Below are 12,067 nucleotides of genomic sequence, written 5' to 3' on the forward strand. Positions count from 1 at the left end.
CCGGACAAAGTAATTTTTTCAGAGCGTAAAATATTTACCCTAGCGGCCTATTATTAATTTGTTGGGGCTATTTTTTAGCGAACTTAACTGGAACTCGTAAAACTGACAGACCATTCTGAAATATGGATAATAGTGTGGGAGGGGGATTTTAATGAGAACAAAAACAAATCAAACAGTGATGCATAGTTATCCCGGAATGGTCGCCCTTGTAACGGTCTCACAGGATGGTCAAGACAATATTATGGCTGCGGGATGGCATTCGTATATTTCTTATGAACCACCGATTTACGGTGTAGCGATCGGTAGGGAAAGACATACATATCAACTTGTAAAAGAGTCGGGTTCATTTGCGATTAACTTTTTGCCTGCCCAGCACTCAGAATTTATTCAAAGTACAGGTGTCTATTCTGGAGCAGATGTGAATAAATTTGAACAGGGGAAGATGACGTTTGATCGTGGGATTACCACCAATGCACCGATTTTACATGAAGCCTATGTTGCTTATGAGTGTAAAACCATGGATGTCAATTCATATGGAGATCATGATTGGTTCGTGGGAGAAATCACCCATTTTTACAGAGATGATGAAAAGTTCTTACCGAACGGTTTGCCTGATTTTGAAAAACTCAGCATCCCACTATATCTCGGTCGTTCACAGTACACCATTGTAAACAAAAATAGCGAAGTAAAAAATCATGATATAAGGAAGGAACAATGATAAAGGGAGAGAGCAAAATTGGATAACATCGATAAACGTAATCGATTGGATGAAGAGATTTTTAGCTATCGAGTCACCAAAAATCATGTAGTATTTATTGAGTTTCATGGAAAACAAATCAAGACTCTTAAGGGAAAAGAAGCAGAGAAGTTAATAAATAAGCTCAGTCAAGCCGAAAATGATAAACAGGTACAGCTTATTCTAGCTAAAGTGACGGGTAACTTTAAAAGAGGGAATGAACGTACCGTTAATCGAAAGAAAAATTGACTTTTCATCATAAAAAAGATGACCCATCCTAAAAACACAGGATACTCGGGTCATCTTTTTTAATCCGTTCCAGGACCATTTTTAATTTCAATATAAAGGATAAGGGCGGTGATGGCGTGAAAAACGATTCGCACAACTGGGAAAAAGTTTAAGAAAGACGCGATGATTCCAAACAAACTTCCTAAAACAGGTTCTCTTTCAGACCTTGAAATGTAAAGGACACATGCATGCCATACTGCAATTAAGCATAAATAATATGGAATTGTGTCACCAGCAATATTTCCAAGCATCGGAATCGCTAAAAATAACTCAATCGAAAAGGACAACCATTTTATTCGAGAGATCATGACATCCACCTCCTACCTTCATTCTATGGAGAAAGGAGAGGATGTTGCCTGTATTATTTTGAAAAAAGCTTCCGTTCTCATGGCCATTCATTATTTGAAAGAGGAGATTAATGAAAAATGTTATTTGTAGGTAGAGAACCAGTAAGTTAGGTTTTTTGCTTGTTTTCTTATACATAATTGAAAGAAAGTACAATGCAGGGTCTTTTCCGTTGTAAAATGCCGAATTGAATTGATAAAGTGATGCCACATTAACATTCTGTCGATTTGATTTTCAACTTTCTCCATTCTATTTTCAACTTATTGCTCTCTATCGATAACTTTACAAAATTCGACAAATTCACCCTTCATCATTGATTAAATTGATTGCCTATTTCTAATACAAATGTTAACCTTTTAATTAAATGAGTTAACAAATAAAGAGGTGAATAGGGTGAAAGGCTTTTTTATAACTGGAACAGACACTGAAATTGGTAAAACCATGATTACTGGTTTACTAACTCGCTATTTTTTAAGTAAAGGTGTAAAGGCTTTTCCGTACAAGCCGATTCAAAGTGGTGCGATACAAGTAAATGGTAAATGGGTAGCCCCTGATGTCGAATTTTATGAAGAGATTGCCAATCAATCTTTTAATAATGAAACCAATACCTATCTTTTGAATACACCGAGTTCTCCACATTTTGCTGCCATGAAAGAACAAATACAAATTGAGCCACACAGCATTGTACAACAGGTAGAGAAGCTTACGAATCAGAACAATCTTGTTTTTGTGGAGGGAGCAGGTGGTCTCATCGTTCCCATAAACGATGAGACGACAATGTTAGATTTAATTGAAAAGGTATCCTTACCCGTTATCCTAGTAGCTCGTGCAGGTCTTGGAACAATCAATCATACAAGCCTCTCGGTTATGGCGTTAATACAACGGAATATTCCAATAGCTGGAATCATTCTTAATCAGAATGCTCCTGATGGAAACGAGGAAATAGAAGAAGATAATTATCGAATGATTGAGCAACTGACTGGAGTTCCTGTTATCGGAAAACTTCAATACATAGATTTTTATAAAGAAAGACTAAGTGAGTTAGATGAAAATCAATTGATGCATAATTGGAAAATGGAAATCCTAGAGGAGGTTATAAATCATGGAATCTCAAAAGCTCGTTGAAAAGAGTAGCCAATATTTATGGCTGCCGTTTACACAAATGAAGGATTATGATGAGAATCCGCTCATCATCGAAAGTGGAGAAGGCGTTCGTCTTCGCGATATTGATGGAAATGAATATTTAGATGGTTATTCTTCGTTATGGCTAAATGTTCATGGTCATAGAAAAGAGGAAATAAACATTGCCATCAAGCAGCAGCTTGATAAGATTGCCCATTCCACTTTACTAGGTGCTGCTAACGTTCCGTCGATTTTGCTCGCTGAAAAGCTTATTGATTTAGCACCGAACAACCTAAAAAGAGTTTTTTATTCGGATAGTGGTGCAACTTCTGTAGAAATTGCGATTAAGATGGCCTACCAATATTGGCAAAATAAAGGGCGAGGGAAGAAACAAAAATTCATCACTTTACAAAATGCTTATCATGGCGATACAGTGGGAGCGATTAGTGTCGGAAAGGTAGATATTTTTCACCGAGTCTATAAATCTCTTATGTTTGATTCGCTTGTAGTCCCTTTCCCCGATCCGTATCATCATCCTGAATCACTAGATCCGGAAACGATTCGTGATCGTGCTCTTGAAGAACTGGAGAACCTATTAAAAGAACATCACGAAGAAATTGCTGGTATGACGGTAGAATCGATAATCCAAGGGGCAGGCGGCATGAATATTATGCCTAAAGGCTATTTAAAAGGCATAGAAAAGCTTTGTCGAAAGTATGAAGTCCTTCTCATTGTTGATGAAGTAGCAACAGGCTTCGGCAGAACAGGAAAAATGTTCGCAGTAGAGCATGAAGGAGTCGAGCCGGACATTATGACAGTTGCTAAAGGAATAACAGCTGGTTATTTACCTATTGCCGCTACACTAACAACAGAGGAAATCTACCAGGCTTTTTACGATGATTATACAAGCTTAAAAACCTTCTTTCACGGCCACTCCTACACAGGAAATCAGCTTGGTTGTGCGGCGGCCCTTGCCAATTTAGAGATTTTTGAAAAAGAACAGCTTGTACAGCAGGTTCAAATGAAATCTAAATTAATTGAAACCCTCCTTGAGCCTTTAAGTGAGCATCCTCATGTCGGGGATATCAGACAATTAGGGATGATCTGCGGGATCGAGTTAGTGAAGGATAAAGAAAAGAAGATCCCATTTGAATGGTCGCAAAGAATTGGTTATTGGACAACGATCAAAATGAGGGAACTTGGCATGCTGACTAGACCAGTAGGGGATACGATCGTCTTTATGCCGCCGCTAGTAACGAGTGAGAAAGAGTTAGAGGAGATGGTTTCCATTATGAAAGCCGCAATTGAAGAAATGACGAACAAAGCTGCCTCAACAGTTGAAGTATAAACAATAAAAAAGAAGCCATGCGGTTACAATGAAACAAGCATGGCTTCTATTAAACTAATTCTATTTTTTAATCATACTAAAAAATAAACAATGATAACTAGCCTTCACACCGCGTTCATCCATGAAGTTTGTTTCATACTGATGAAATAATTCTTTAAAAAATGCAGGACCCAAATAGGAACCTTCTTTATTACTATTATTTGCTCCAATTTTTTTTATAGAGGTAAAAAAGTCTTTAACGGTTGGAAAATATTCCGTTTCGATCAGTTGCTTACCTTTCATCTCATAAGGGAATGCTGAGAACGATTGGAGTACCTGTTCGCAGAGCTGATACAAATCTTCAAAAGCGTAAAAGGACTGGCCAAGTGTATGATGAATTGGTAGGTTTAATGTTTCTTTTGCCTTTCGGGACGATGTATGGAGCTCATGAAAGGTCTTATTCCCAAATGTCGAAAATACGATTCTTCCATCCTCATTTAAGAGTCCGTATAATTTTTCAATGACAGACTGGAAATCATTTAGCCATTGAAAGGTCGCGTTCGAAATAATCAAATCATAGCTACTTGAAAAGCTCAATTCTTCAATATCACCACAAAAGAACGTAATCCCATTCATCCCTTTTGTTCTCTCTTTTGCCCTCTCAATCATACCTGGAGCTAAGTCTATGGCTGTAATCCTGACGTTGAGATAAGTTTCACAAAGCAGCTGTGTTACATAGCCAGTTCCACAACCAATTTCTAAAACATCGATCGTTTCGGCATTCTCGATTTTAGGCAATGTCTGAATCAGTTCCATTCCCATTTTTTTTTGAACTTTTGCATACTTATCATAGTTTCTAGCATTTTTACTAAACCGTTTTTGCAACAATTGTTTATTAATCATGATGATGGATCCCTTCAGAAAACCTAGAAATGATTTGTGCGCACTTTTCTGTCTCAGTGAAAAAAGGCATATGACCGGCTTCCTTTAAAATATAGATTTCCGATTCTACTTGGAGCTTTTTATGAATATAAGTAGATGCCTCATGTAAACAAATCGCATCGTCCTCACCGTGAATCAATAAACATTTTGCCTTAATTTTCCCTAATTCCGATCTGATATCTGTATTCATTAAATAACCCAAGCCTATCGACAGCGATTCTAAATCATCCCCTAGAAAGTGATCTTGAACTAGAGACATAAACTGTTGAAAATGTTTTTTGCCCTTATCCGTTTTTGAAAACATCTCTTTGTAAAAGTAAGTAAGGGTCTTTCCCTTGTTTCGTTGAAGCTGTTTCTTCATCTGCTTAACAACAATGGGATTAAAGCCATAAGGGTATTGTTCATTTGAAGTAAAACGGCTCATTCCTCCAAACAAAATAAGTCCTGCTATTTTAGTTGGATATGTACATGCTATTTCAAGGGCAGAAAGGGTACCTAGTGACCAGCCTAGTAACCAGACAGGCCCATGAATAGAATCTAATTGGTTTTTGACTCTTTTCATGTATTCATTTTCATTCCTTACGCCTCTCCAATCTAAAAATGAAAGCTGAAAGATGTTAGAAAGTGTGGGAATCAAGGGGGTAAAAACGTGACATTCCATTCCCCAGCCTGGAAGCATCAATAAATGTGGTCGACTCATCCTATCACTCCCATCATTGCTCCGACAAGAGCAACTTTTTCAGCAGCCCACTCTATATCTTGTTTACGATGATCTGCTGTGATAGTAAAGCGAATTCTAGCTTGATTCTCTGGAACGGTTGGTGGTCTGATGGCGATGGCAGCGATCCCTTCATGGCGTAGCAGTTCAGCAAATTTAATCGTTTTTTCGTTACTTCCAATCATGATGGGTACAATCTGTGATTGACTGCCACATAGAGTAAACCCATAGTCTGTGAGAGATCTTCGAAAATGGGCAGCATGATCATGAAGAAGGGTCCGTCTTTCTTGATCCTCTTCTGCCAATTCAATTGCAGCCTTTGCAGCCCCTAGTATGGCGGGGGGAAGTGCAGTCGAATAAATAAATCCGCGCATACGGTTCGAAAGGTAGTCTATAAGCCAAGACTTACCGACAATATAGGCACCGAACCCTCCTAGAGCCTTGCTGAATGTCCCCATATGAATATCAACCTTATCCTGAAGTTCAAGATGATAGGAATATCCTTCGCCTTTTTTTCCAAAGACTCCGGTGGCATGTGCTTCATCGACCATTAATAGCGCATGATATTGCTCCTTTAATTGAACGAGCTCTTTAAGGTGGGCGAAATCCCCATCCATACTAAACAATGAATCTGTAACAATTAAATGTCTATTCTTATTGCTATTTTTCTTCAGCATCGATTCTAAATGATCTAAGTCATTATGCCGATATCTTAAAAACTTTGCACGGCTCAAAATTGTTCCATCGACAATGCTTGCATGATTCAGTTTGTCACTGTAAACGAAATCACCTCGACCCGCCAATGCAGAAATAATACTCACGTTTGCTGTATAACCACTATTTACGATGATTCCGGCTTCGGCATTTTTCCATGATAGAAGCTTCGATTCTGTCTCCTCATAAAGTGGATGATTGCCAACAATTAACCTCGAAGCCGTTGCCCCTGCACCATATGTATGGATTGCATCGATCATTGCATTTTTTATGCGTTCATCACCGGCATACCCCATGTAGTTATTCGAGGCTAGATTCAACATCTCTTTTCCATCAATCCTAAGCCACGGATCATAAGCGCACTCAGTTGTTGTAAGTTTACGAGTCTGAGATATTTCCTCTAAATGGCGAAGCTCGGTTAAAGCTTCCTTTACCCATGGTAATTGTTTTTCTCCTTGCATGATGATTACCTCACTTCTCCATAAAAATCACTATTGTTAACCTATTGTAATTATAGGTTAACATATTTTTAGGTGAAATAGTATAAATCGGAGTTTCCTAGGTGCCAATTTTTCTTCCGAATCACATCGTAAGAACTTATTATAAGCAAGGTTTATGCGGAGAAACGGGTGGTTTATGATTTATTATCTGGACTTTATGATTGAAAGTTCAAGATTTTCTGAGTAGGGAAATAAATTTATGAGCCTGGACAAGATTTACGAGCGGACCCATCGACATTATGAGTTAGAACCTGAACATTATTTGCGAAAGTTCAAGGTTTATGAGTGGAAAACAGATTTTAGAGCCTGGACAAATTTACGTGCAGACATTGATTTCGGTGAAAACAAAAGGAGGAAGCAGTAATAAATGTCTTTTATATAAACAAAGAACACGATGAGATTCCTGCTGCTCATCGTGTTCTTTTGAAATTATTCCAGTCCCTCAATGACCATTTCTTTCACTGGTAAGAACGCTTCTCCTGTTGCCATATAGTGTACGTTAACCTTATCTCCCTCTTTCAAATAGATGGCTAAAGGAGTATTCTCAGATGAAACAATGTAGCTTTTCTTATTGTCTAGTAAAAACGAAACAATGGTGTAATCACCAGATTTTTCTTTATAGACTCTTACCACTGTACCGCTTATTTGTTTTTCCTCCGCATCGGAACTGCCGTCTACAGTGCTTCCACCTCTTTGCAAGGCGGTTTTATATTTTTTAATCGCATCGTTTGGAGTATTTCCATAGGCAGAGATTTCTGGGTTAGCTGCTGATACGATGAAGTAATTTTGGAGAAAACCGTTGGAATCCAGTACTGGAGTCAACCAGCTTGCTTCGCCGTAGAAGTTGTAGAGGACAGGCATTTCACCATCCCATTTCTTCTCGATGAATTTCTTTTCAATAATGTCTAATGCACCTCTTGAGTCCATGTAGGACTCTTCCAGATTTCCAGTATAGTAGGTCGCTTCCCCGGTTCTTGAGTTAGTAAGTGAGTACCCAAGCATCGAGTCAACGCCTTCCTTAGGACTAGTAAAATCAGTGAAGTAATACATATCACCATTTTCATCAAAGATTGGACTCACATTCGCTTCCGTTCCTTCATCTGACGGAAGCTTCACGTCTGACTTTCCGAACTTACTATTCCAGAAGCCTTGGACATAGTTTCCGAAGTAGCTATTTTGCAAGCTGACGGCTTCAGGTGAGACCGCGCCATCTATAAATTCGGGGGCATCTGCTAACGTGTATGATTTTGTATCACCGTTCTTGGGATTCACTAAAACTATTCCTTTCACCGTAAATCCATTACGAGCAGAAACAAATTCGCCATATGTCCGAATATAATAAGGTTTTCCTTCATCATTGACTTCTAGCTGTGCATCCCCATAAAAGATATGATTTGGATATTGCATCCGAATATGACGCTCAATATTTTTATTAAAATAAGCAGAAGGGGTGTAAACCATATCTTCTTTTATAAACTTTGGATTTGCAGAGGAGTCAGTTGCACTTAAAGTGAAGTATCCTGGTGTTTTGTCGCCATTCCACCATTTGAAAAATCCCGAGAACTCTACTGGGGCAATATAAACATATTCTCCATTTACTTTTTGAATTTGCAGATTCCCAAGTTCATAATAGCTTGTGTTCGGAACCTGGCCAAATGCCTTTTTCATTTTGTTACGGGCAAATTGTGGTGGGACACTTGCAGGTGTTTCCTTTTCATCAAATGCTTCGATTTCCACTTTTTCTTCCATTTTGGCATGTTCATATTTATCATCGGCATTAAATAGAAAAGCTGTTAGAAAGTATGCACCTACAATCAGGCTTCCAATGAATAAGACCGTTTTGATCATCCGTTCCTTTCCAGTAGCAAATAATGCCCCTGCAGCGGTAACAAGAATCATAAGGACCCATAAGGAAGTGAAGTTTCGATCAAGGTTACTAATATAATAGAAAGCTAATACTGCTGGTACTAATAAGATGACCGTACCTATTAAGATGGTCTTTAGTTGAGGCTGTGTTCCCTCTTTCTTACTTGCTTTTTTATTTTTTGAAATGGGTATAAGCACTAATGCTGATGCTAACCCAACAATGAGTGAAAACAGAAATATATTTCCCATACGTTCTCCTTTCAAAGCGGTTAATTTTTCTTATGTTTTATATACGGTTTACTTTGAGGAAAAGTTTCAAAGACGGATCAATCGTTTTGCAGAGAATTTTAGTAATAGAGAATTTCATCGTGATAAAGGGGAAGGAAATGAAGGATTTAGAAAAAGAATATCTAATCTTAAAAGAGGATAAATACCACCGCAAAGAAAAAAAGAAAAACAAGGATTTCTAATTAGATCTATGGGGGGCGATTTTTTAGGTGAATGACAAATCTAGGGGGGAAATGGTGGACAGAATCGAGTTCATTCGAGAAGCAGAAAAGAAGTATCATGATGAATGTTATGAAAACCATACATTATTCGAACCGGGCTCTTGGCTGCATAAACCAGTAAAAACTGTGATAGACCTAATTCCTTTATTAGAGGGGAAAGAAAATCCCCGTGTTCTGGATTTAGGTTCAGGTGTAGGAAGAAATAGTATTCCAATTGCTAGAGCTATTAAATCAAGAAATGGAAAAGTAATCTGTGTGGACTTATTAGATTCCGCACTTTATAAATTAAAGGAATACAGCAAGGAATATCGGGTGGAGGAAACGATTTCAATAGAAAAGGCGGATTTAGGATACTACGAAATTAGACCAGATGAATATGATTTGATTGTTGCTGTTTCAAGCTTGGAACACGTTCATTCAGAACAAAAATTCACTAGTGTTGTGAATCAAATGGCTGCAGGTACGAAAAAGAATGGAATGAATTGTTTAATCGTAAATTCAAGTATAGAAGAAATCGATTTAGAAACGAATAAAAAACTTGAAGCATTAATGGAAGTAAATATTCCAACAGAAGAAATGATGATGAAATTAAAGACGATTTATAGTGGTTGGGAAGAATTAAATGTCTTCGAGAAAGCGTTAGAGTATGAAATCACTCGAGATAGGAAGCCTATTTTAATGAAAACCAATGCGATTACCTATGTAGTAAAAAAATCTAGGGGAAGATAAAAACCTAATACTATAAGACAATTAAGAGCTAGATTCCGCATTTATACCTAAACAAATAATCGAAAAGGTCCTTTTAGCAGGATTAAATACCACTATGCTTGTGCTATAATACGAATAACAGCATAAAGGAAGATGGGGTAGCGGCTCACACTCCCAAAAGTAAGAAGGGGGGTGATACGCTAAATGATTGCGATCGAAGACGTTCTAACATTGATGATTTCGTTTGGCACTTTAATCGTAGCAATAATTGCGGTTACAGAGAAAAAGAAGTAACCATCGCCCCGTCCGCTCATAAGGGTTAAAGATGATTACTTCCTTTCATTGACTCTAGGTGAGCCGCTGCACTTTCGATGCAGTTTATGCTGTGGAGGAGTTCTGATTGCCGTCAGAACTCCTTTTTTAGTTTACTTTGTTATTCTTATTATATACATATTTCAATTATTTAGTAAAGAGTCATCTATTGTTTATGGGAAAGATAGAAATTCAAACAGAAGCACTAAAGGATCTATTATTTAGATTCCTTTAATAAGTCCCTGATTTCTTTCAAGAGAACCTCTTTGTTGTCAACTGTTGGGGCTTGTGCTTCTTCTTTTTTCTTATAACGGTTGAAGATACGAACAACCATAAAAATCGAAAATGCGATAATAAGGAAGTCTAGAATGGATTGAATAAATGCTCCATATTTTACAACTGCATTTCCTACTGTAAAAGACAGTTTACTAAAATTGATTCCCCCCATTAAAAGACCTACAAGGGGCATAATGATGTCTGCAACTAAAGAAGTAACAATTTTACCGAAGGCAGCACCAATAATCACAGCGACAGCCAAATCTAAAACATTACCCTTTAATGCAAACTTTTTAAATTCTTGTAACATAATCTCACCTCTAATCATCTTGACGAATGAACACTATTAATACTATAAATGTATATGTTTATTACGACAATAAGGAATTTATAGTAACTTTTACCTCTTTTATGTAGACTATCCCTAAACTTTTGAACTATGCATTTTGTCATTTCATTAAAAAAGACAACCCTGTAAAAATGGGTTGTCTTACTGAACAGCTTTTTCGTAAATCTTTCTTAAAAGGTTCATTTATATTAATAATAAAATGGGTAAGGATAGAAAAACGGAAAGATAAAAACCGAAAAAGGAAAACGTCTCCTACGATAACGGCGATATCTTCTTCTGTAACCACCGTAGCCGTTATAATCATCGTAGCCATTCCAACCATATCCACCAAATTGTTGTCGATCGTCATCGATTTCTTCTACTGTTTCCGGAACGAGCATGGTTACACCTTCATCATCCATCCCCTCCACAATTCCTTCAACCTGATTCCCATCGTTCATCTGTGCAATGACATAAAAATTCATGTATTTTTTACATGCGTGTTTTACATTTCGAAAGTAGTCATTTCCGTTCGGAAAAGGATGATTTTCGAAATCTTCGTTTTGGATCCAAGGCATATTTCTGTTGTACATATACAGATCCCTCCTTTGCATAAATAGGATATTCACCTATTTTTAATTTGTCACAAAAAATTTCTAACTGAGAAATTTCCTAGATAGAAGAATCCAAATGAAAAGTCTCTCTTTCAATTATTGAAGAGAGACTTTTTTGTTAGATAAGAATGTATAAAAATTTGGAGTGTTTATGGATAAAATAGTTTGTCACGGTCCAGCTCCAGCATCTAGGCCTTCGAGTCATAAGCCAAGCCACCTAGAAAAGGAAAAATCACCCCTTTCTAAGTGACTCGTCTTATGCTTGTCAGTGGCCCACAGGATGTGGGTCAGAAAGGCGTTGCCACAGGCCGTGGCGAACTTAGCCTTTCATCCTCTTATAGGCGCTTCCGCTTTTTCTATATTATGTAGATATCGGTAATTAGTTAAATTGGTAGAAAAGGATGGACTACAATAAGTACATCCTTTTCATATGACTGGAACCACAAGTACAATATTGAAGATAAGGCCAGCATCACTTTTATATTGACCAGATTAATGGTTCCGGACCCTTTAAGAAACAGCTTCTAGTAACCGTATCCAAACCCTCCAGCTCCAACGATAATGAGCAAGATAAACAATACGACGATCAATGCAAATCCGCCAACTGCATATCCAGACATTTACATTCACCTCCACCTTACAGTTCAAAAGCAATATGCAATGTCATTTTATGTTCAAGATTTCTATCGGGGAGGGCAGTAGCCGTGTTTTTGAATATTTCTTAAAGTTTTTTATAATTTCAAAGGATTACTGACTTCACTT

Annotated in this window: 15 protein-coding genes; 7 read left to right on the forward strand and 8 right to left on the reverse strand. The window is 37.5% G+C overall.

From position 1 onward, the window contains the following. The first annotated feature begins 151 nt into the window (after window positions 1-151). Window positions 152-718, forward strand: coding sequence for a flavin reductase family protein (locus JOC86_RS21720; protein WP_205175067.1), 567 nt, complete (start codon window positions 152-154; stop codon window positions 716-718). A gap of 18 nt (window positions 719-736) precedes the next feature. After that, window positions 737-985 (forward strand): hypothetical protein, encoded by a 249-nt coding sequence (locus JOC86_RS21725; protein WP_205175068.1) that lies wholly within the window; start codon window positions 737-739, stop codon window positions 983-985. 59 nt (window positions 986-1,044) lie between these two features. Here the strand turns inward: JOC86_RS21725 and JOC86_RS21730 are convergent, their stop codons facing one another. Next, on the reverse strand, window positions 1,045-1,332 hold the full coding sequence (locus tag JOC86_RS21730; protein ID WP_205175069.1) for a hypothetical protein: 288 nt from the start codon (window positions 1,330-1,332) through the stop codon (window positions 1,045-1,047). A gap of 430 nt (window positions 1,333-1,762) precedes the next feature. Here JOC86_RS21730 and bioD point away from each other — a divergent pair, with 430 nt between their 5' ends. Both bioD and bioA read left to right on the forward strand, forming a co-directional pair. Then, on the forward strand, window positions 1,763-2,494 hold the full coding sequence (bioD, locus tag JOC86_RS21735; RefSeq protein WP_205175070.1) for a dethiobiotin synthase: 732 nt from the start codon (window positions 1,763-1,765) through the stop codon (window positions 2,492-2,494). Next, complete coding sequence (gene bioA, locus JOC86_RS21740) at window positions 2,472-3,839, forward strand: adenosylmethionine--8-amino-7-oxononanoate transaminase (RefSeq protein ID WP_205175071.1); 1,368 nt, start codon at window positions 2,472-2,474, stop codon at window positions 3,837-3,839. Before bioD ends, bioA begins: the two co-directional genes overlap by 23 nt. 60 nt (window positions 3,840-3,899) lie before the next feature. On the opposite strand, the gene bioC is transcribed toward bioA, so the two are convergent. From bioC to JOC86_RS21760, 4 genes are all read right to left on the reverse strand, one after another. Then, window positions 3,900-4,721, reverse strand: a complete 822-nt coding sequence (bioC, locus tag JOC86_RS21745) for a malonyl-ACP O-methyltransferase BioC (RefSeq protein ID WP_205175072.1) — start codon at window positions 4,719-4,721, stop codon at window positions 3,900-3,902. After that, window positions 4,714-5,460, reverse strand: a complete 747-nt coding sequence (locus tag JOC86_RS21750; protein ID WP_205175073.1) for an alpha/beta fold hydrolase — start codon at window positions 5,458-5,460, stop codon at window positions 4,714-4,716. Before JOC86_RS21750 ends, bioC begins: the two co-directional genes overlap by 8 nt. Continuing rightward, window positions 5,457-6,653 (reverse strand): 8-amino-7-oxononanoate synthase, encoded by a 1,197-nt coding sequence (bioF, locus tag JOC86_RS21755; protein WP_205175074.1) that lies wholly within the window; start codon window positions 6,651-6,653, stop codon window positions 5,457-5,459. Before bioF ends, JOC86_RS21750 begins: the two co-directional genes overlap by 4 nt. Window positions 6,654-7,121: 468 nt before the next feature. Continuing rightward, the gene (locus JOC86_RS21760; RefSeq protein WP_205175075.1) at window positions 7,122-8,807 is read right to left on the reverse strand and encodes a hypothetical protein; all 1,686 of its coding nucleotides are present in this window, start codon (window positions 8,805-8,807) and stop codon (window positions 7,122-7,124) included. Window positions 8,808-8,860: 53 nt separating this feature from the next. On the opposite strand from JOC86_RS21760, the gene JOC86_RS21765 reads away from it, so the two are divergent. The 3 genes from JOC86_RS21765 (at window position 8,861) to JOC86_RS24815 (ending at window position 10,069) form a co-directional block, all read left to right on the forward strand. Continuing rightward, entirely contained in the window at window positions 8,861-9,028 is a 168-nt protein-coding gene (locus JOC86_RS21765; RefSeq protein ID WP_205175076.1) for a hypothetical protein, read from the forward strand. Between the two features lie 54 nt (window positions 9,029-9,082). Further along, window positions 9,083-9,796, forward strand: a complete 714-nt coding sequence (locus JOC86_RS21770) for a methyltransferase domain-containing protein (protein ID WP_205175077.1) — start codon at window positions 9,083-9,085, stop codon at window positions 9,794-9,796. 183 nt (window positions 9,797-9,979) lie between these two features. Continuing rightward, entirely contained in the window at window positions 9,980-10,069 is a 90-nt protein-coding gene (locus JOC86_RS24815; RefSeq protein WP_239587768.1) for a putative holin-like toxin, read from the forward strand. Window positions 10,070-10,304: 235 nt separating this feature from the next. Here JOC86_RS24815 and mscL read toward each other — a convergent pair whose 3' ends face one another. The 3 genes from mscL to JOC86_RS21785 form a co-directional block, all read right to left on the reverse strand. After that, complete coding sequence (gene mscL, locus JOC86_RS21775; protein WP_205175078.1) at window positions 10,305-10,673, reverse strand: large conductance mechanosensitive channel protein MscL; 369 nt, start codon at window positions 10,671-10,673, stop codon at window positions 10,305-10,307. A 227-nt stretch (window positions 10,674-10,900) separates the two neighbouring features. Beyond that, window positions 10,901-11,284 carry a hypothetical protein gene (locus tag JOC86_RS21780; protein ID WP_239587769.1) on the reverse strand — a complete coding sequence of 128 codons (384 nt, stop codon included), beginning with the start codon at window positions 11,282-11,284 and terminating at the stop codon, window positions 10,901-10,903. 545 nt (window positions 11,285-11,829) lie between these two features. Further along, window positions 11,830-11,925 (reverse strand): YjcZ family sporulation protein, encoded by a 96-nt coding sequence (locus JOC86_RS21785; protein WP_205175080.1) that lies wholly within the window; start codon window positions 11,923-11,925, stop codon window positions 11,830-11,832. Window positions 11,926-12,067 lie beyond the last annotated feature (142 nt).

The sequence above is a fragment of the Rossellomorea pakistanensis genome, from assembly GCF_016908495.1.
GTDB classification, from domain to species: domain Bacteria; phylum Bacillota; class Bacilli; order Bacillales; family Bacillaceae_B; genus Rossellomorea; species Rossellomorea pakistanensis.

Excerpts from the sequence above, each read along its gene's own strand:
- JOC86_RS21720 (WP_205175067.1), top strand. The coding sequence starts at position 152 with ATGAGAACAAAAACAAATCAAACAGTGATGCATAGTTATCCCGGAATG.
- JOC86_RS21730 (WP_205175069.1), bottom strand. The coding sequence starts at position 1,332 with ATGATCTCTCGAATAAAATGGTTGTCCTTTTCGATTGAGTTATTTTTA.
- bioA (WP_205175071.1), top strand. The coding sequence starts at position 2,472 with ATGGAATCTCAAAAGCTCGTTGAAAAGAGTAGCCAATATTTATGGCTG.
- bioC (WP_205175072.1), bottom strand. The coding sequence starts at position 4,721 with ATGATTAATAAACAATTGTTGCAAAAACGGTTTAGTAAAAATGCTAGA.
- JOC86_RS21750 (WP_205175073.1), bottom strand. The coding sequence starts at position 5,460 with ATGAGTCGACCACATTTATTGATGCTTCCAGGCTGGGGAATGGAATGT.
- bioF (WP_205175074.1), bottom strand. The coding sequence starts at position 6,653 with ATGCAAGGAGAAAAACAATTACCATGGGTAAAGGAAGCTTTAACCGAG.
- JOC86_RS21760 (WP_205175075.1), bottom strand. The coding sequence starts at position 8,807 with ATGGGAAATATATTTCTGTTTTCACTCATTGTTGGGTTAGCATCAGCA.
- JOC86_RS24815 (WP_239587768.1), top strand. The coding sequence starts at position 9,980 with ATGATTGCGATCGAAGACGTTCTAACATTGATGATTTCGTTTGGCACT.
- mscL (WP_205175078.1), bottom strand. The coding sequence starts at position 10,673 with ATGTTACAAGAATTTAAAAAGTTTGCATTAAAGGGTAATGTTTTAGAT.
- JOC86_RS21780 (WP_239587769.1), bottom strand. The coding sequence starts at position 11,284 with ATGTACAACAGAAATATGCCTTGGATCCAAAACGAAGATTTCGAAAAT.
- JOC86_RS21785 (WP_205175080.1), bottom strand. The coding sequence starts at position 11,925 with ATGTCTGGATATGCAGTTGGCGGATTTGCATTGATCGTCGTATTGTTT.